Consider the following 20937-nt stretch of genomic DNA (forward strand, 5'->3'; position numbering starts at 1 on the left):
ATAAAATTTCTTCCAGTAAGTTTGATTATAATTGATTTTTTTTGCTGATTATAAAAGATAGGAAAGTTTCTATACATTTGAGGGGAGGATTTCCATGAGTTCAGAAAATAATGTTTCACGACGAGATTTTTTAAAAACAACAGGGATTGCAGCAGGTACATTAGTCGGTGGTGGAATAATCGGAGGACTTGTAGGCTATAACCTACCAGGCAAGGGAACTTCCACACAAGAGCATGGTCAGCATGGTACTACGAATGAAGCGCTTGGCTCACCAAAAGCAAAAATGTTCTTTATGAATCAGAGAGATTTCAATATTTTATCTAATGCTACTGAACGTATTTTTCCAGAAGATGATTTAGGTCCAGGAGCAAAAGGTTTAGATGTCCCTTATTTCATTGATCATCAGCTCGCAGGACAATACGGAAGTAATTCCAAAGAATACATGCACGGTCCGTTTGCTGAGGGGGCCCCAACTCAGGGCTACCAAAGTCGCCTAACACGCGGAGAGATTTTTAAGCAAGGAATCCAAAAATTTGAATCTGAGGCTCAGAAGCGCTACAAAAAAAGCTTCAATGATTTAGATGGCAAACAAATGGATGAAATTTTGACAGCCTTCCAGAAAGGTGAAGTACAAATGAGTGGTGTCACCTCTGCATTCTTCTTTACTTTATTGCGTGCAGCAACATTAGAGGGGGCATATTCTGACCCTATGTATGGTGGAAACAAAAATATGGATGGCTGGCGTATGAAGAATTTCCCTGGTCATCAAATGGCATATATATCACTAATTGAAGATCCGAAATTCCAAAAAATTGAGCCTAGTTCATTAGGCGGTCATTAACAAAAGGAGGTTAGCACATGGCAACAACATTACCGAGCGTAGACGTTGTAACAGTCGGTGTAGGTTGGACAGGAGGCATTGTCGCTGCAGAATGTTCGAAGGCTGGATTGAAGGTCGTTGGCTTAGAGCGTGGGCAAAAACGTGGGACAGAAGATTTTATGAGTATTCATGACGAGTATCGTTATGCAATTCGATATGATATAATGCAAAACCTTTCAAAAGAGACAATCAGTTTCCGAAACAATCGCAACATGAAGGCATTACCTATGCGACAGCTTGGCTCCTTCTTACTTGGCGAGGGGCTTGGAGGTTCTGGCACACACTGGAACGGTATGACATATCGCTTCTTGCCCTACGATTTTCAAATTAAAACATTAACGGACAAGCGCTATGGCCCAAATAAACTCGGACCTGACTATCTAATTCAAGATTGGGCATTAACATACGATGAGCTGGAGCCCTATTTCGACAAATTCGAAAAAACAGCAGGTATTTCTGGCGATGGCAAAAACCCATTTAGTGGAAAACGCTCAAATCCTTATCCTACGGGACCTATGAAAATGACGCCAATGCTTCAGCAATTTGAAAAGGCGACAAAAAAACTTAAGTTATCACCCTATATGGTTCCTTCTGCAAATGTATCAGAGGTTTATAAGAATCCTGATGGTGAAACGATTAATGCTTGTCAATATTGCGGCTTTTGCGAGCGCTTCGGCTGTGAATATGGGGCAAAGTCATCTGCAGAAATAACGGTTGTACCAACTGCCTTAAAAACAGGTAATTTTGATTTACGTTATAACTCCAACGTTGTAGAAATCCTCAAGCAAGGCAATAAAGTAACTGGTGTTAGATATATCGATACGATATCTGGAGAAGAATTTATACAACCTGCAAATGTCGTTGTTCTTACAAGTTATGTCTTTAATAACGCCAAGCTATTGATGGTCTCTAATATTGGAGAGCGTTATGATCCAGCAACGGGAAAAGGAACACTTGGAAGAAATTATTGCTATCAAATACTTCCTGGTGCTGCAGGATTCTTTGACGAGCAGTTTAACACATTTATGGGGGCAGGCTCACTTGGGGTGAGTGTTGATGATTATAATGGAGATAATTTCGACCATAGCGACCTAGATTTTATTCATGGCGGAAATATAGCACTGACGCAAACAGGCACACGCCCTATTGTTTCAAATCCAACTCCCCCTGATACACCCACATGGGGACCCGAGTTTAAAAAGCAGTCTATTCACTACTATACACGCTCATTCGGTATCGGTGCTCAAGGTGCTTCCATGCCACATAAAGAAAATTATTTATCTCTTGATTCGACCTATAAGGATGCTTACGGTTTACCTTTAATACAGTTAACGTACAATTTTACAGATCAGGATCGAGCACTTCATAAATTTATCTCGGCTCGTGCGGCTGACATTATGAAGGAAATGGGCGCAAAAACAGTTGTCCCAAATGCTGAAATCACTGATTACAATATTGTGCCGTATCAAACAACACATAACACCGGCGGAACTGTTATGAGCTCAAAGCCAGAGGATGGGGTTGTCAATAATTATCTTCAACATTGGGATGTAGAGAATCTATTTGCTGTGAGCGCAGGAAACTTTGCTCATAATAGCGGCTATAACCCTACTGGTACATTAGGTGCACTAGCATACCGATGTGCAGAGGGTGTTGTGAAATATAGCAAATCAGGCGGTTCATTGGTGTAAAAAATATACTAATTTAAAAGGAGACGAGACTATGGGAGGACTTGGAGCGATTGGAGTACCTGGACTAATTATTATTTTAGTCATTGTTTTAATTGTATTTGGCCCGAAAAAACTACCAGAAATCGGCGGAGCTGTTGGTAAAACGTTTGCAGAGTTTAAAAAGTCCACAAAGGGGCTTATAGATGATGATGATGAGCAACCGAAAAAAACAGAAAAAAAATCTGATGCTTCGTAGGAGGTGTTCCTATGGATCCATATGAAGACAGAAAAAGAAAATATTTAAGTCCTCTTGATAAGAAAGAAGCTAAGCCTCTCACATCTGTGGAGGCTTTTGTTGAAACTCCATCTGAAATTGAACAGGGTTCCGTGACGGATCAACCACTCTTTCCAATGGCTTCATTGTTTGAGCATATTATAGAATTAAGAAAGCAGATAATTAAAGGACTTGTCGTTTTTATTTTATTTTTTATTGTTGTATTCTCTACCATTAATATTTGGTTTCCTTATGTAACTCGGGGGCATTCACTTATTATTTTAGGACCATTAGAGGTAGTCAAATTTTACATGACAATCTCTACCACACTTGCCTTTGGTCTTTCGATGCCATTTCTAATTCACTTTTTATGGGGCTTCGTAAAGCCAGGTTTAAAGGAAGAAGAAAGTCGCTTTCTTGGACTCTATGCACCTGTCATGCTAGTGCTCTTTTTATTGGGTGTAGCCTTTGGTTATTTTGTTGTAAATCCACTTAGCTACACATTCCTAGTAAGCATTGGAGCCAAAAACTTTGATGTAATGGTGTCAGCAAGTGAATACATGCACTTCTTAGTTATGACCACAGTTCCCCTTGGACTACTATTTGAGTTACCTATCGTTGCCCTATTTTTATCATCCATTGGTGTTCTCACAGCTGAATCTATGAAAAAAATCCGCGGCTGGTCTTATATTGCGATGGGTGTTGGTTCGGCTGTCATTACCCCCCCTGATTTTATCAGTCAGCTGCTTGTACTAATTCCAATGGTTATTTTATATGAAATAAGTATATATCTTGTGAAACGTATTGAACGAAAACAAATAGAAAGCACTGCGCAGTAAAGACGCAGTGCTTTATTTTTTCTTTAACTCCATGACGACAATTTCCGGCAAATTAAAAATTCGAAAAGGTACAGAACTATTCCCTAATCCTCGGCTAACGACCATCGTTGTAGAATTTTCTTCATATACACCTGCCGTATATTTTGGGAATAATCCCTGGCCTCTAGCAAAGATACCACCGATACCGGGAATACGGACCTGTCCACCGTGAGCATGTCCTGCAAACACTAAGTCAATTTCATAATTTACATACGTATTAAACACTTCTGGTCGATGTGCTAATAAAATGGTTAAAACATCTGGTTGTACATTTACCATCTCTAGCATGTCTTCTGTTGTTCTACCCATTAACGGATCCTCTATACCAACAATCGCTAAGCGCTCCCCGTCGCGCTCTATAACTGTCGATTCATTGGCTAATATATGTACACCTAACGATGAAAGCACCTCATAAATTTCACTTACCTTATTAGTAGCTACCTCATGGTTTCCAAGTACATAGTAGACATCCGCTAGTTTCACTAATCCTCTAACAGCCTGCAAGCTACGCTCCAAATCATAGCGATTACTGTCAATTAAATCACCTGTAATAAAAATCAGGTCAGGATTAGTTGTCTTCACCTTTGCTATGAGTTTCTCTTGCTGTTCACCAAAGAGAGCATCCTGTAGGTCTGTTATTTGGGTAATGCGTAGCCCGTCGAAGCTAGCAGGCACTTTTTCCGATTCGAATACATGCTTGCTGACAACCAGCCAGTGATTGTTTACGTACAAAAAAATGACTATAAAAACAAAAAAGATAACTACATATAATAATTTTTTCAATCGCAATCGCTCACCCTGTGGCTACTTGTTCAGAATAATTCTGACTCTCCTATTATAAGCAAAAAACAAAGTACATGCACTTAGAATACTCAAATAGTCTATATCAAATTCATGCCTATATTTATTTCCTAACTTTTCACATGATATAATATGAATAGAAGCCATTCCTCTTAAAAAAGGAAATTGTAAAAGGACAGGGAAAAAATGAGGAAGTTATTACTAATATTGATCGTAATTATTAGTATTGTGATTATCGGAGGAGCCTCTCAGTTACTCAAACAGGAAAGTACGGATGCTCCAAAGGCCATTGGAGGAGTATTAGATCTTCGACAGTACAATTTTCAACACCAACCCGTTAAGTTGGATGGGGAATGGGATTTTGTCCCCAATAAATTAATAAATTATCCTGAATTCAATCACTATGATTCTTATTTAGTGAAAGTTCCATCATTGTGGACAAAATATAAGATGGATGGTGAAAGCCTCCCCAAATTCGGAAATGGTACATACCGACTTAAAATTTTGATTAATAACACTGATGATATTTTAGGCATCAAGACAGGTAATATTCGTCTGTCAAATACTATATATATCGATGGAAAAAAGATTGGACAAAGTGGGGTGCCAGCAGAAGATTCGTCATATGTGGCTAATAATGTTCCATATGTTGCATATTTCTCGCCTAATAAACGAGAGATTGAGCTTATCTTGCATGTGGCTAATTATGATTATGCTTCAGGTGGAGGAATTATTGGTTCAATTTTCATTGGAGATCAAGACGGAATTAGCAAACTACGTGAAAGCTCTATTTTTTATGATTTAATTACCATCGCTGCTTTTTTTACAATGTTTATCTATTTTGCGGGCTCTTATCTTTATGCAAAGCTTGAAATTGAGCAGCTTTACTTTTCCTTTTTCTGCCTCTCTATAGTTTTATATAGTGTTACTCATGGTGAAAAGCTTTTACTGTCTTTTCTCCCAATCAGCTATGAGCTTCTGATAAGGATACAAATAGTTTCAAGTATCGGTACTGGCATTTTTATGTTGCTGTATTTTTACCATGCCTTACAACAATTTGCCCAAAAAACAATAGTGGAAACTCTTTGTATAATTGGATATATTTTAATATTCTCAGTTGTTCTTCCAATATCCATAAACTCGCAAATACAGAGCATTTACTCTCTTTTTATTTTTTTGAATATTCTTTATATCTTTTATATTCAGTTCATTGCTATCTATAAAAGGGCTGTAGGAGCAATTTATTTATGGCTCAGTTCCATGGCAATTCTCATCTATGTAATTGTTGCCACTTTAAATCTTAATATTAATCTTGAAATCTATTCCTTACCTCCCTTATTGCCATTCATTTGTTTAACGATGCTATCACTATATATATCTCATCGTTTTACAGATTCTTACTTAGAAAAAGGAAGACTGACAAGTGCGTTGATGCGAGTGGATAAATTAAAAGATGAATTTCTTGCAAAAACTTCACATGAATTTCGAACACCGTTACATGGTGTTATTGCCATTTCCCAGTCTATGTTAGAGCCGAATGAAAACGAAACATTAACAAATGAACAAAAAGAAAAAATCTCTCTCATAAATAACATCACTAAGAGATTATCACATCTTGTCAATGATATATTAGATTTTTCTAAACTAAAAGAAGGAGAATTAAAGCTGCATACAACTACTGTCGACCTATTTTCTGTAACCCATGTCATCGTTGAAATATTATCGTACATTGGAAAGAAAGATGTGAAAATCTGTAATCACATTGAACGGGGGCAGTTTGTTTTAGCTGATGAGGATAGACTACGGCAAATTCTTTATAATCTTATTGAAAATGCTGTTAAATTCACTAGCCAAGGAAGAGTAGAGATTTCCTGCCGTAAGGAACATAAATATCTCACTATTGAAATAAAGGATACTGGACATGGTATAGCACCAGAACATTTAGAGACAATTTTTGAGCCATTTCAACAATTAGAGCATACTGTGGGAGGAACAGGTTTAGGTCTAAGTATTACGAAAGAACTGGTGAAACTTCAAGGTGGAAAAATTACCGTTCATTCAGTCCTCGGATATGGAACGACTTTTTGTGTCAAATTACCTTTAGGACAGCCTAAAAAACAAGGGCTGAATAAGCCTCAAGAAGATAAAAATACATTATCGAATGATTTGCTACTAACATTCCCTTACATAGTTGAGAACAAAGCGAAGAAAAAAATTATAATAGCTGATGATGATCATATCAATCTCAAAGTATTAATCGATATCCTTAAAAAGGAGAATTACTATATCATCGCAGTAGACGATGGCCATCATGTTCTCGAACAATTAACAAGGCATCCTAATGTAGATTTATTGATTTTAGATATCATGATGCCTACTCTTTCAGGATACGAGGTATGCCAACAAATTAGAAAAAACTATACTTCTACAGATCTACCAATATTAATGCTCACAGCGGCTATCCGTCCAGAGGATATGATTGCAGCCTTTCAATCTGGTGCAAATGATTTTCTACATAAGCCTCTAGACATTGCTGAGCTAAAAACTAGAGTGCGGAATCTTATTTTGTTAAAGGAATCTGCGGAGACTGCTATTAAGATGGAGACTGCGTTTTTACAAGCCCAAATTAAACCACATTTTATTTATAATGTGTTAAATTCTATTCTCTCACTTAGCTATTTAGATTTAGAGAAAGCACGAGCCATGATTACAAATTTTGCAACCTTTTTAAGAAGTAGCTTCTCTTTTGAAAATACAAATAGCCTCTTTCCTCTTGAAAAGGAATTAACACTTATACAAGCGTATGTGAACATTCATCGTATGAGATATCCTGAACAGCTTGAATGGCAGATTGAAATGGAGAACGAACTACATTGTCTTATTCCCCCTCTATTGCTTCAGCCATTAGTTGAAAATGCACTTTTCCATGGACTGAAAACCAAACGGGTGAATGGCCATGTGAAGGTAATTATTACGCAAGAACAACAGATAGTTACTTTCAAAATTATTGACAATGGCATAGGCATGGAACAAGAACTGTTAGGAAAGATATTATCTGAAGAAGCACCCTCTAACAATGGTGTTGGTATTCGCAATATTTCTAAACGTTTGAAAAAATATGACCACGCATCGCTTCGGATTGAAAGTATTGTAGATAAAGGAACAATGGTAGAAATAAAATTCCCACTGATTTTGGATGAAAAAGGGTGAAATTATGTTAAAAGCTGTCATTGTAGACGATGAAATTTTGGCAATTCATTTGTTAGAGGCAATGCTAATGGAAGGCAATTCCATTGATGTTATCGGAAAGTTTCTAAATCCCCAAGATGCCATTACAAGCATTTTGACGCTGAAGCCAGATATTCTATTTTTAGATATTGAAATGGCAGAAATGAATGGAATTGAATTGGCCAGTAAAATAGAAGAGACAGCGCATTTAATGGATATTGTTTTTGTAACTGCTTATGAGCATTATGCTTTAGAGGCATTCAATGTTCAAGCAGTCGATTATATATTAAAGCCTATCGAAAAAGAGCGATTAATCAAAACCATTGATAGAATCTGTCAGCGAAGGGGAAAGCTTGACTTTTCAGTGAGTACTCTACATGAAGATATAAAAATCATTGGTGCCTTTCATTTTCATGTTCATTCAGGCAGAGTATATATTGCTAATACTTCATTAACGTTATCTACGAAGGAGTTTCAAATCCTATTCTTTTTAGCACAGCGGCCAGGGCAAATATTCCATCCATCTGAACTATATAAACTTATTTGGGCGGAAGAAAGTTTCGGACAAACAAAGGCATTAAAGGTTCATATTAGTAATTTACGAAAAAAGCTTGAAGCTGCATCAGGACACCAAGCAAAAATTGTAACGGTAAGAGGTTCTGGATATCAGTTAACTCTTTGAATAATAATGCGAAAAAAGCACGCCATCTGTCAAACATTGGCGTGCTCCTTTTTTATATGCTATTTTTTCGCAGCTTCTTGAATTTCATAAAATGCCCAATGCTTAGTAGGAACATCTGTAAATAATGGTGTTTGTATTTCTGTTTTCACCTGACGGGCAAACAATCGGTTTAATACCTTCACTGCTTGGGCACGGGTTAAGAAGTCTTCCGGATTGAACGTGTCCTCTGTAACACCTGTCATAATCCCCGATGCATTAACAGTATCAATTGCTTTAGCTGCCCAATGATTAGTACTCACATCTTTGAATACTATGCTTTGTGAAGCCGTTGTACAGATAGCGGCATTTGAATTTTCAGCACAATGCTGCTCTATCCATCGGGCAGCTACCGTTGCCATTTGTCCACGAGTAATTGAGCCGTTTGGATTAAAGCTAGTAGCTGTTACACCTTTAAATAATCCCGCTCCTTTGACAAACTCTATAGCATTTTTTGCATCATGTTGCAACGTATCTGTATATGTTGCCTCTGCCTGTGGAACCGCATTTCCCGTTAAATGACGAGCAAACATACTCGCCATTTGAGCTCGTGTAACTGGAGCATTCGGGCGGAATGTGCCATCAGAATAGCCTTGGATATAAGGTGTATATATGGCATGAACAGGAGTTGATTCTTCCGCTTTTTCCTTCTCTGGTAAATAAAGAATAGAGAAGGTCGAGAATTTATGAACCTCAAACTGCAAGCCAAGCACACCTTTTTGATAATCTACAATTTTCCCACGCAAGACTTCTTTTGTACCATCACTATGCTCAATATAGATAGCCAGATGATTAAGCTGTTCCTGTGTTAAATCTACAGGTAGAGGTAAGGTTAAAGTGACAGTACGGCTTTGCATATTTGTTTCAATGGTCATCGGACGACCAAGCAACTCAACAAATGTACTTTCTACCAATTGCTGCACCACTGTTTCCCTTTTCGCTTGTTCTTTGATCTGCAGTTGTTTATCCTGCCCTTTTATAGGAACAAGTCGGAAATAGAGATCATCTTTAAACATTTCCAATGAAGTTTTAGGCACTTCAATTCTAATGTTATCTGTTACAATTTCAAGATGGACTGCACCAGTTTGTAGTAGTGTCACCACATTTTTTGGTATGGACACATTGATCTGATTTACTTGATCCTGCTGATCTGGAATGATGATCCGCGCTTTATCATTTCCCTGTTCCTTTAATTTCCTAATCGTTTCTGTTGCACTCTCTGTTGTTAATGTCACTTCATCCTTCATTGTGTTATCTACATTTTTTGTTCGTTTTATTGTTGTTTTAGAAACTAGGTCACCGTCACCAGACTCAACATCAACCACAATTTCCACTACATTGGTTGAAGGTGTTGATGGACCTGATTCAGGATTTGGTGACGGATCAGTATTGCCACCACCTGTATTGCTACTAATCCATTTTGCATAAATCCTTGTGTTCGCTGTAATCGTATTATCAAAATTATATGGCGTTGTGTAGGCATCACTTGTATACCAGCCACCAAATGTATAGCCAGCTTTCTTTGGTGCTGGCGTTGGCTGACTTACTTTTCCTCCATGTGCTACTGACTGATTAGATACAGCGCTTCCTCCTGCTACATCAAAGCTCACTGTATGCGTCACAGTCACAGGGTTCCATTTTGCATACACCGTCGTGTTCGCTGTTATTACACTATCAAAATCATATAACGTTGTGTAGCCATCACTTGTATACCAGCCACCAAATGTATAGCCAGCTTTTGTTGGCACTGGTGTCGGCTGACTTGCTTTTTCCCCATGATTTATTGTTTGATTCGATACGGTACTTCCCCCAGCTACATCAAAGCTCACTGTATATTGATTAACTGCCCATCGTGCAAAAAGTGTGATATTCTCGGTTGCTATTTTAAAGGTATCATTTGGTAGATAAAAAGTACCTGTACCATCCGCCTTTGAATTCCAGCCTATAAAAGAGTGTCCTGTTTTAACTAGATACCCATTATTAGCAGCTACAGTAACATTGTCGTTTTGGCTATATGTTGCATTATCTTGTGGTACAGTTCCGCCTGTATTACCGTTACCATCGTATAAAACAGTATAAGTTAAAGGTGAAATGATTTTAGCTGTTGATGATACTCCTTGATCCCCATCTAAAATTAATAGTCCATCACCTTTTGGCTGTACAGTAAAGGTATAGCTTCCTATACCATTTGTTTGGAACGCGGAAGTAAAATCAACACCTTCATGGACATTTCCAGCTAATACATTTGTTGCAGTTCCAACTGCTGTACCCCCCTTATACAGAAGCACATCATAGCTCTCCGCATTAGGAATGCTTTGCCATTTCGCTATATTTCCATCCCAGGCTAAACCATTTGTAATGCTTGCCAGTTTAACAATCGTCTGTGTATTAGAGGAGTTTGAAGAAATCCCGTCTGAATATGCAATTCCGTCTCCCTTTGCTGTTACCGTAACTGAATATTCACCCGCTCCAGCCGTACGCATTGCTGCTAAGAAATTATGAGATGTTGTATTAGCTATTACATTGATGACACCACCGATTGGTGACCCATCTTTAAAGAGCTGTACATTATAAGAGGATTCATCACCTATATCTGACCATGTCGCCATACCGACAGTGCTTAAATTAACATTGTTCACTTGTTCAAGTGATGGCAATGCTCTTATCACAGTAAGAGTATATTCTTTTGATACTACTCCATTTTCAGCAGTCACTTTAATAGTAATAGTGTTACTACCTACATTTAGAGAAACTGTTTTCAATTGCCCATTTGTGGTGGAGGCACCATTTAAAGTAAGAGTTGCGTTATTATCTGCTGTTGGTGTTAAATCAATAGTTGCAACATCATGAGCTACATTGACTTGATACTCTAGTATACTATTTGTAAATTCCGGGTCTAAACTACCAGATGAAATAAGTAAATTGTTTAAACTGGCATTATCACTTGGAAGTAAAGTTGTAAAACGCCATATATTATTAGCTGTTATACCTGCAATACCTTGATTCGCTGTATCAACGAAGGCCCCATCATCCATCAATACATAATAAGTTGTTGCTTTTGTTAAATTATTGATTAATTGAATTGACACGATACTTCCATTCACTGTCACATTTGCTGCAGTGGCTTCTATCGTTTCTATTAGATTATTATCTTGATCATAGATACGAAGATGTTTTCCCGCAATACCACTCACACTCTTGCTAAATGTTAGCGTTAGCATAGGATTAATAGAAATAGTTGTCGCATTGTTAATTGGCACTGTTGATACCAGTGTGGGAATCGGAACTTCAATGATATCTGTCACCGAAATAGTAAATATTTTTTCAAAAAATAGGCCGCCTTGATCTGTCACCCTAATCCTTACACTGTAGCTATTTTTTGTTTCATAATCAAATGGACTATTCGTTTGTAGTTTATCCCCAGCTATGCTAAAGCTACTATTATCTGTTGAGCCCGCTCCACTTACTAAATTATACGTAAAAGAGGAACCTGCATCAGGGTCAGCGGCACTTAATGTTCCGACCTTGGTTCCTGATGGTTGATTTTCTTCTACTGATGTCGAGCTTAACGAAATATCTGTTGGGGCTTCATTGACATCTGTAATGGAAATAGTAAATGCTTTTTCAAAAGTCAATCCTCCATTATCCGTTACCCGAATTCGAACACTGTAACTGTTTTTTATTTCATAATCAAAGGAACTATTTGTTTGTAGCTCATCCCCTACTATGCTAAAGCTACTATTATCTGTTGAACCCACTCCACCTACTAAACTATACGTAAAAGAGGAACCTGCATCAGGATCAGCGGCACTTAATGTTCCGACTTTGGTTCCTGATGGTTGATTTTCTTCTACTGAAGTCGAGCTTAATGTTATGTCGGTAGGTGCACTATTTTGCGCATCACCATAAGTAATTTTTAAAGAAGGTGCCAATGGTGTCACTTCAGGATCCATCGAGCTACTAAATTTAACTACAGTCATCTCATTTGAATCACTCGTTAATATAAATGTTACATTATTCCCAATAATTGCCGATGAATTTGTTACTAGATCTGTCACATCAATCAATTTTTCATAAACTTGTTCACCGTCACCTTGAGCTACAGCTTCATTTTTTGTAGGAATTCCCTGTATAAAATCGGGAAATTTGTTTTCTAGAGAAGTACTATCCCAATCATCATTACCTATTCTAACTTCTAGATTAGAAAAAGGTTTATTATCTTGATTTATTCCAGCTAAAGCAAGCTGAGCTGAAAGGATAGGTTGAGATGTATCAATACTAAATTTAAGGGCAACAAAATCTTTATTATTATTGATAGTTGCAACATTCATCATATCAGGGTCATTATATTTCGTAAGAATTTGACCGTTAGAATCCTTTTGTACATTCATCTGATCCACGGGAGATAACTGTACTGGAGAACCAGCACTTGCAGGTTGTATTCCTAAGGTTGAGAAAACCATTGCAGAAATGGTTATAATTATTAATATTTTATATATTGCTGTTTTTATAAAAGAAGCTAAATCCATTCCCACTCCCCCTTCTTATGGCTTCTGAGGAAATATTCCCTCTAAACAAATAATAAAGTTCATTGCGACAAAAGGCTGCATATTATTATGTGGCTGATTACCACCTTGTGGCTTTACTATATCTACTTTCATTGCGACTGGATTTTTTACATTAACATATGGTTTTGCCGAAATCGCTAATTCACTTCCCCAAATGGCATTAGTGGGATTGTTGATACCACCTGCTACTACAGATGAACCCTGTACTCTATGTTTATGAATAGGCATTTGCGTTTCATTAAGTGTTACTGTACTTGTTCCTATTGGTTGCGCAAATGTCCTTGTTGTTAAACCAGGACCATCGCCATAGTGCATGGGAGCACGCCCCCTTAAATCAGGTAACTGAAATGTTGTCTTACCATCTCCACCATAAGTTATTCCGATAATGGAAAATAAAGCATTATATTGAGCAATAGATAATAGTCTGCCATCACATAATGCCCAGTCCCTTGGAGCATAGTTTCCTGCGAAAATTCTAATTTCACCTAAATACGGATCTGCCATTCCCTGATTCCTCCTTATCCTCTACTTGGAAAAATACCCATTTTTGCGATACAAAAAGATACGCTTAAATAGGGCTGCATATTATTATGTGCTTTATTCTGTCCAGTAATTGACAAGGCAGCTTCATTCATGGCTGTATTATCCTTTTTAGCATAAATATTCTTTCCGTTAACTGCACCCCATGTATTGTCTTTTGGTGAAGGCTTATCTGTTGTTGATGAGTCTGCTGTTATTTGATGGGTATGAGAGGGTATCTCGTTAATCGTCAATGTATGTGTTTCCTCTCCTCCTACCGTTCCGTAAGCAATCTGATTACCTTGATGTAATGGTACTCTTCCTTGTAAATTTGGAAGCGCAAAGGTTGTCTTACCATCCCCGCCATACGTACATCCTAATAATGAATAAAGCGCAACATTTCCAGTTATCGGCAACAATTGACCATTACAAGGGAGCCACCCATTTGGTATTTTATCGAAACTAAAAAGACGTATTTCTCCTAAAAATGGTTCTGCCATTATACTCACTCCTTTTTATTGGAAATCCGGATAAAGACCCTGCTTTGCAATAATAAAATTAATAACTAATGATGGCATGATGTTACTATGAGAGTAAATACCACCTACATTAGAAACTAACTCGTTGTTCATTTGTACAATATTACTTGAAACATTCGTCTGATAATTTGTGAGGGTTGATATACCCCATGTATTATTAGCTGGCGAATTCTCTGTTGCTTCAGTTGTGATATTATTGGCATAAACACCATGAGTATGTGCAGGTAAATTTTCCTCCGTTAACGTAACTGTCTCCACTCCACCTTTACTAGCCCATGGATACTGAGAACTATTATGAATTGGTAATCTTCCACGTAAATCAGGTAAAGCAAAATTCGTTGTACCATCTCCCCCGTATTTGACACCTATTAATGAAAAAAGTGCCTCATTACCTCTAATAGTCATTAACTGACCATTGCATAATTCCCACCCTACTGGAGCATATTTACCGCTAAACATTCGGATTTCGCCTACATATTGATCTGACATTATGTACCCCCTCCCTTATTGTAATTTCAATGAATGCTATGAAAACGCATTAAGCAACATTTGCTTGGATTTCCATATCTAAAACTTTCGCTATCTCAGATGGTGTATGTTAGCCTTAATCTGATTACTTGTTCAATAAAATTTATGAGATATCAAAATATTCTGTTAATTAAAAATTCATTCTCTATGGAATCATATTCCAGCAAAATAGTAGTGACCTTTTGAAGGGCTAGCCTGATGTTGTAAACGAAGGCATCTCTTATAGACTAGCCGCAATTTCTGCTACCTTTTTTGTTTATAAGGAGCTGTTTGATAGGTACTGAACCTATTAGAGATTTTTGAAAAAATGATTGTAGTACTCTTAGTTCTTCGAGATATTTTTCTTTTTACAGAAAAAAATTCAATATCGTTCTTTTTTATTGCCATCTCATTTTTAAATACATTTCATTAGCTGACACTACTTGAAATCCTAGTCTTTCGTATAGATTTCTTGCTGGATTTGTCTGAAAAACTTGCAATATCACTGGTTTATTTTCTTCTTTTGCCTTCTGCTGAAGTTGAGTAATTAGATATGTTCCTAATCCACTACCCTGGAAACTTGGCAAAATAGAGATATCAATAAGATGAAGATGTTGTGGTAAGTTTTCTGTTAACAACCTACCCACATATTCATCATCTAAAAGAATAATATAGTGGCTTGACTCAGGAAATTGCTGTTTATATGAGATTTGCTGTGCGTACCACTGCATTTCTAAAAAGTGCTGTATTTGTTCAGCAGTCCATCCCCATAAATCTATCTCTTTTCTTCTAGTAGAAACATAGACATCGAAGAGGAATGGCTCATCATCTTTCGTAATAGGTTTAAGCTCTACTCTCATCTTGCCTAAAAATCCTTAGTGGTTACAATGATGGATCGCACAAAGTTATGACCCTTTTCTGGTAGGTCTTCCCAGCTATCTATATGAAATTGATGATCAGCTAAGCATTCAGCTCTATTTTTACTTTTTTGCGGTACATCTAACGATAATGAGATAGTGCCATAGGATTTTTCGCCTGTCGGTACTTTATCACGCCAAGAGCAAGAACCTTCATAGCCATTAGGTCCAGTTGAAGCCTTAATGCCTAATGCCTGAATAGTTGTATTAGGCGGAACATTAAGAGGCTCCTTGTCCTCAATATCCTCTGTATTCCAAATACCCCAAGTTCGCTGCTTATGAAAAACTTCTAATTCACGATCTGTTGCATTTGTAATCATTAACGAAAAAGTCCAAGTTGCCATTTTAACACTCTCCTCCTGTTGTTACTTTCTTTGCATTATCCATAACATCGTATTCATGTGTACGATTCAAAATTGCGTAATCCCATTCGGATGCTCCGATTAATGTAGTCACATTATTTTTATCAGTTCGATATAAAAGAATCATTTTACTAAAAATCCAAGGTACAACATCCATATCTTTATCACTTGGTGCTTCAAATTCTCTATCAATTGATTTTCTCTCTGTTTGCTGTTGCTCTTTTGTCACAGAGTTTAATATATTAAACTTCGCCCTTATTTCCGTCTGTAATTCCTGCGATACACTTGCCTTCACTATTTTTTCTTCAGAAACTGAAGCATTTTCAGTAAATTTTAGTGCAGTCTCAATTGTGCTAACCTTTTCTACTACTCTCTTACTTGTAGTCGATATAAAACGTTCATCTTTTACTTTAATTTTTCCTCTTCTAGTGACCGTCTCAATTTTTGTAGCATCTGCTCTTAAGCAAGTTACCTCAACAGAAAAATAATCATTCACTTCACGCTTTTTCAAATAAAGGCTATCAAAATCTAAATCAATGACCCCATCCCAAAGTTTTTTTGAAATTTTAAATGTAGACGTTTTAAATATTGCACTCTTTTCAAAATGAACCCCGCTTGGAATATACTGATTTAGGTCAATAGCTTCTACATTCTCAACGACTTTCAATGTGTCTATTTTGGACCAATCTGTATATAAACTATTAGGTACTTCCTTTTTTCTTATCCTATCCATCTTATTCGAAATACGTATATCTCGAACAAAGTTATGTCCGTCATGAGTAATACTCTTCCATTCATTTACCTCAAAATATCCATTTGCTTTGCAAGCTGCTTCATTGGGATTATTATATGGAACATTAACATAGAGACTTACTACCCCGTATGGTTCCAGCATTTTCCCCTCCTGATTCCTGTTATTATCCTTCCATGAGCACGAAAATTCATAGCCATTTGGACCAAAAGCAGATTTAACCCCTACTGCCTGTATTGTTTCTCCTGCTTTAATAGATTGAGGTCCTTTATCCTCCTCACTATTTGTATTCCAGTACCCCCAGTGCAATTGTGATTCTACCAACTCTAAATCTCGATCCGTGTCATTTGTAACATTTAAACAAAATGTCCAAGCCATAATTTAATACCTCCGATTGATTCATTTGTTTTAATATTCAGAAATTAATTACCCTAGAGGTCGAGTCCTCTGTATCTGCCGTTGCAGCTATGCTTTCGATACAAAAAACATTTGCTGAATGAAGATAAAATATTTAATTCTTACTACCTAATAAAAAATCTAAAGGTTGCATTTTTTGGTGACTTTTAACTAATTATATTATAGGTCAATAGATTCTACCATGAATTTATTCCATTTTTTAGGTTAATTTTTCTTAACCTTTTGCAATGAAATTATTGATCGTGTTAGGAGCTAGATATGAAGAAAATTATCGGTATAACTACTGGATTCTTTCTATTTATTTTTCTTTTTACCCCTATTGAAGAAAAAACAACTCTTTCTGTACAGCAAGGTATTAATTCCCTATAAGAAATGGAGCTATAAGATAAAGAATTTTATTTAGGATGTCACTGGGAGTTTTATTGGCAGGAGCTGTTAGACGCTGAGGATCTTCAAATTTAAAGTTTAAAGGGCAAAGACTGCCTATACCAGAAAATCCTTATCAAATTAGGAGGCGCAACATCCTGGGGGAATTTTTCCTCCATATGATCTTAAAAGATGATTTTGGGAGAGGATAGATAAAGGTTTATATCAGTTCAAAAAAATTAGAATCCATTTCTGAGCATCCTGTCAAAATTTTAAATGCGCTGTTTTTTTCATCATAAAGATCGTTTATAAATGAAAAAAATCTGCTACCGTTTTAACAGATTCTTTAGTTTTATTAATCTAATTGGAATCGAGAAAAGATTTTCCACACTAGCTCATTTCGATTTGAGACATTTACTTTTTGAAAAATAACCTTTAAATGATCCTGTACAGTATAATGTGAAATACCAAGATTATAAGCAATCTCTTTTGTTGGAATTCCTTTAATAATTTCAAATACCACCTCCTTTTCCCTCGGCGTAAGGTTGTAAGCCTTTATTAAAACATTTAGCATTTCTCTCGATGATGCCTCATTTATTAATAAAGCAATTTGCTGTTCTTGAAGGCTTGTCAGCATAAGTGATGCACGAATAGCAATATAACCTATATCCTTAATAGGGACTATTAAAGAAGTATTGGTATTGTAATTGTCAGCAAGTAGGTTTGCACATATTGCTTGAATAGGCTTAGGTACTTGCCATTCCATTAGGCTTTCATATTTTCTTAAAATTGATAACAATTCGTAAGCCTTTGTATTACTAGATAGTACTCTTAGCTCTTTATCAAAAATAACAATACCTTGCTCTCCCTCTATAGTTGGAAGCCGCTCCTCAATAATATAATGATGGAACTCCTTTAACCTTTTTCCCATAATTGGCATCACTATTTCTATCAGTGCTAGATCTTCATCTTGAAAAAAAGGTGGCTCACTTTCCGCTCTTTTGAACAGTGTTAAAAAACCATAACATTGTTCTTGATAAATTAATGCAGCTCGTATTTCATCACTAAATCCATTAGGCTTTAACACTTCTCTATAGCGGAAGCTTTGACTTGTCGAATCGCTTAGCCTACCTATGTGTTGACCACTGCGTACTAAGAATTCATATTTATTTATATCCTCAATAGTATATTCCAACTCCATAATCTCCTGATGAATAGCCTCAATTGAATGCTCAGTAACTGCACCTACCGAAAAAAGTGTATGTGCATCCGTTAATGTACAGCAATAAGCATCAAAATGTATTTGTGTTCGTAGAGCTTCTATCATTAATTGGCGGTATTCAAATGAATTTTTGCTGTGCTTTAAGCATTGTTCAGATTTTCTTCTCCAATATTGTGTATCCTTCATAAAAACTTACCTCCCCCCAGAAATATGGGATAGTTCTTTTTTTCTGAGTCTTTATAATTGAGAATAATTCTTAATTGAATTCAAGGCAACAATTAGTGCACCAAAATTACCAGCCATTTTTCCGAACATCTTACTGTCACATCAACTAAAGGCTTATACATGGGGAACGGAAGTATGAATACTTATTTTAAGGAACAGACCAAGACATCTTAGGTAACTTCACAAGACATTCAGCAATCTTTCATAAGAATGATTGCTTAAAGATGAAGCAGTTACTCTCTTCATCTACTCCCCACAAAAATTTAGGAGGTATTTAAATGACCAAACCATTATACAATTGGGATGACTCTTCTGTTTTTGCATACCAACAATCCATTCGTCAGAAGATTATTGGCTACGATCTTATTTATGACATGATGGCAAACATACTTCATAGCTTTCCTACAACACATAAAATTTTAGTAGTAGGCGCAGGTGGCGGACAAGAGCTACTAGCATTAGGTGAATCATTACCTTCTGCTCATTTCACCGCAGTTGATACATCCCATGTAATGCTAGAGCTAGCAGCTAAACAAATTAATATTCTACCGTATACACTTAATATTGAATGGGTTGAAAAAGATTTACTAACATTAAATGTAAAAGACTTATTTGATGTAGCTACCTGTCATTTAGTTTTACATTTTATGGATGATTTTGATCAAAAGAAAGCCATGCTTCAAAAAATAGCAGAGAGCTTGAAGGTAAATGGTGTGTTATTTATATCATCTATAAATGCTGATTTAAATTCTTCAGCGCTCAAGCATCAGCTCCTCTATTGGCGAAGCTCTATGCTCCATAACGGAATTTCTGAAAATCATTGGCAACGTTTTGAACATTCTTTTAACATTACAACCCATCCGATTAGATTGGAATCACTTATTGTTTTGTTGAAGGAGGTCGGCTTTACAACAATCATTCCCTATTTTAAAACACATATGATTGATGCTTTAGTAGCTATTAAGGGAGAAGATTTTATATGAATAAAAAGAATATCTTAATTGTTGGAGGCTATGGTGAAGTCGGTGGAAAAATAGCAAAACTCCTGCTACGAAGCTACCCGAATAGAATATTGATCGCTGGTAGAAATATAGAAAAGGCTAAGCAATTTTGCGCTCGCTGCAATCAGCTTGCAACCCCAATACAGATGGATGTATCCAAGACTGTAAACCCACAGCAATTAGAAGGTGTAGCGCTTGTGATTATGTGTTTAGAGCAACAAGATACTGCATTTACTCAACTCTGCTTGAGGAAGGGCATTATGTATATTGATATTACTGCCAGCTATGCCTTTCTAAAAAAATTAGAGGATCTTCATCCAATTGCTGAACAACATCATTCTACAATCGTTTACAGTGTTGGTATGGCACCAGGATTAACTAATTTAATGGCGATGCATGCTGCACAGCAATTAACTACTATCGATCAGCTTCATATCTCAATTTTACTTGGAGCTGGTGATACTCATGGCACCGCGGCAGTTTTATGGATTTTGGACCAGCTAAATCAGCCCTACCACCTTAATTACCAGCATAAAAGGCAGACCACCACTAACTTTACAAATAGGAGAGTTGTTCAATTTAAGGGTGTTGGAAAGCGTAGTCTCTATCAATTTAATTTTTCTGATCAACATACATTATCCAAGCATTTCTCAACTAGTCAAATCGTTACGAGAATGGGCTTTGATGTAGAGGCGCTCAATCGATTCGTCTCGTTTTTACAAAAAAGTCGTCTATCCTATATGTTAAAATTGGACAAGGTACAACAACTACTTGCATCAGCTATTCAAAAAATAAAAATTGGTTCTGATGTTTGTGGCATTAAGGTAGAAGCGATTGGTAGGGATCAGTTTGAGGAGAGAACTGTAGCAATAACATTTTTGGAGCATAACGAATCAATGGTAACAGCTAAAATTGCAGCAACTGTTGCTACTGAATTACTTGAACACCATCACCCAGCAGGAGCTTATCATATTGAGGAATTGTTTACCATCGAAACAATAAAGAAATTTTTTACGTTTTCTTCAATAATAGAAGAATTTTCTTAATTAAAAAATGCACGATGATTATTAGAAATTTATCTAACAATCACCGTG

The 20937-nt window shown here is 36.6% G+C and carries 17 protein-coding genes; 8 read left to right on the plus strand and 9 right to left on the minus strand.

Annotated elements, in window-relative coordinates; all coding sequences use genetic code 11:
• The first annotated feature begins 94 nt into the window (after window positions 1-94).
• The 4 genes from B2R82_RS18500 to tatC are packed head-to-tail and all read left to right on the plus strand — an operon-like array spanning window position 95 to window position 3663.
• Complete coding sequence (locus tag B2R82_RS18500; RefSeq protein WP_286926335.1) at window positions 95-841, plus strand: gluconate 2-dehydrogenase subunit 3 family protein; 747 nt, start codon at window positions 95-97, stop codon at window positions 839-841.
• A gap of 17 nt (window positions 842-858) precedes the next feature.
• Entirely contained in the window at window positions 859-2571 is a 1713-nt protein-coding gene (locus tag B2R82_RS18505) for a GMC family oxidoreductase (protein ID WP_286926336.1), read from the plus strand.
• A gap of 31 nt (window positions 2572-2602) precedes the next feature.
• On the plus strand, window positions 2603-2806 hold the full coding sequence (gene tatA, locus B2R82_RS18510; protein WP_286926337.1) for a twin-arginine translocase TatA/TatE family subunit: 204 nt from the start codon (window positions 2603-2605) through the stop codon (window positions 2804-2806).
• A gap of 11 nt (window positions 2807-2817) precedes the next feature.
• On the plus strand, window positions 2818-3663 hold the full coding sequence (tatC, locus tag B2R82_RS18515; RefSeq protein ID WP_286926338.1) for a twin-arginine translocase subunit TatC: 846 nt from the start codon (window positions 2818-2820) through the stop codon (window positions 3661-3663).
• A gap of 12 nt (window positions 3664-3675) precedes the next feature.
• On the opposite strand, the gene B2R82_RS18520 is transcribed toward tatC, so the two are convergent.
• Window positions 3676-4485, minus strand: coding sequence for a metallophosphoesterase (locus B2R82_RS18520; RefSeq protein WP_286926339.1), 810 nt, complete (start codon window positions 4483-4485; stop codon window positions 3676-3678).
• A 204-nt stretch (window positions 4486-4689) separates the two neighbouring features.
• Here B2R82_RS18520 and B2R82_RS18525 point away from each other — a divergent pair, with 204 nt between their 5' ends.
• Window positions 4690-7713: an ATP-binding protein gene (locus B2R82_RS18525; protein WP_286926340.1), complete on the plus strand. Its 3024-nt coding sequence runs from the start codon at window positions 4690-4692 to the stop codon at window positions 7711-7713.
• Window positions 7700-8413, plus strand: coding sequence for a response regulator transcription factor (locus B2R82_RS18530; protein ID WP_286926341.1), 714 nt, complete (start codon window positions 7700-7702; stop codon window positions 8411-8413). Before B2R82_RS18525 ends, B2R82_RS18530 begins: the two co-directional genes overlap by 14 nt.
• Window positions 8414-8472: 59 nt before the next feature.
• Here the strand turns inward: B2R82_RS18530 and B2R82_RS18535 are convergent, their stop codons facing one another.
• The 8 genes from B2R82_RS18535 to B2R82_RS18570 form a co-directional block, all read right to left on the minus strand.
• Window positions 8473-12978 (minus strand): InlB B-repeat-containing protein, encoded by a 4506-nt coding sequence (locus B2R82_RS18535; RefSeq protein ID WP_286926342.1) that lies wholly within the window; start codon window positions 12976-12978, stop codon window positions 8473-8475.
• Window positions 12979-12993: 15 nt separating this feature from the next.
• Entirely contained in the window at window positions 12994-13521 is a 528-nt protein-coding gene (locus B2R82_RS18540) for a phage tail protein (protein WP_286926343.1), read from the minus strand.
• A 14-nt stretch (window positions 13522-13535) separates the two neighbouring features.
• Window positions 13536-14036, minus strand: coding sequence for a phage tail protein (locus tag B2R82_RS18545; RefSeq protein WP_286926344.1), 501 nt, complete (start codon window positions 14034-14036; stop codon window positions 13536-13538).
• A 15-nt stretch (window positions 14037-14051) separates the two neighbouring features.
• Window positions 14052-14564, minus strand: coding sequence for a phage tail protein (locus tag B2R82_RS18550; protein ID WP_286926345.1), 513 nt, complete (start codon window positions 14562-14564; stop codon window positions 14052-14054).
• Window positions 14565-14980: 416 nt separating this feature from the next.
• On the minus strand, window positions 14981-15442 hold the full coding sequence (locus B2R82_RS18555; protein WP_286926346.1) for a GNAT family N-acetyltransferase: 462 nt from the start codon (window positions 15440-15442) through the stop codon (window positions 14981-14983).
• Window positions 15443-15447: 5 nt separating this feature from the next.
• Window positions 15448-15843, minus strand: a complete 396-nt coding sequence (locus B2R82_RS18560; RefSeq protein ID WP_286926347.1) for a hypothetical protein — start codon at window positions 15841-15843, stop codon at window positions 15448-15450.
• Window position 15844: 1 nt separating this feature from the next.
• On the minus strand, window positions 15845-16990 hold the full coding sequence (locus B2R82_RS18565; RefSeq protein ID WP_286926349.1) for a hypothetical protein: 1146 nt from the start codon (window positions 16988-16990) through the stop codon (window positions 15845-15847).
• A gap of 760 nt (window positions 16991-17750) precedes the next feature.
• Entirely contained in the window at window positions 17751-18803 is a 1053-nt protein-coding gene (locus B2R82_RS18570; RefSeq protein WP_286926350.1) for a helix-turn-helix transcriptional regulator, read from the minus strand.
• 317 nt (window positions 18804-19120) lie between these two features.
• On the opposite strand from B2R82_RS18570, the gene B2R82_RS18575 reads away from it, so the two are divergent.
• Together B2R82_RS18575 and B2R82_RS18580 are read left to right on the plus strand one after the other, a co-directional pair.
• The gene (locus tag B2R82_RS18575) at window positions 19121-19825 is read left to right on the plus strand and encodes a class I SAM-dependent methyltransferase (protein WP_286926351.1); all 705 of its coding nucleotides are present in this window, start codon (window positions 19121-19123) and stop codon (window positions 19823-19825) included.
• Window positions 19822-20889 carry a saccharopine dehydrogenase family protein gene (locus B2R82_RS18580; RefSeq protein WP_286926353.1) on the plus strand — a complete coding sequence of 356 codons (1068 nt, stop codon included), beginning with the start codon at window positions 19822-19824 and terminating at the stop codon, window positions 20887-20889. Before B2R82_RS18575 ends, B2R82_RS18580 begins: the two co-directional genes overlap by 4 nt.
• The last annotated feature ends 48 nt before the right edge of the window (window positions 20890-20937 follow it).

The organism is Lysinibacillus sp. UBA6686, from assembly GCF_002455205.1.
GTDB classification, from domain to species: domain Bacteria; phylum Bacillota; class Bacilli; order Bacillales_A; family Planococcaceae; genus Lysinibacillus; species Lysinibacillus pakistanensis.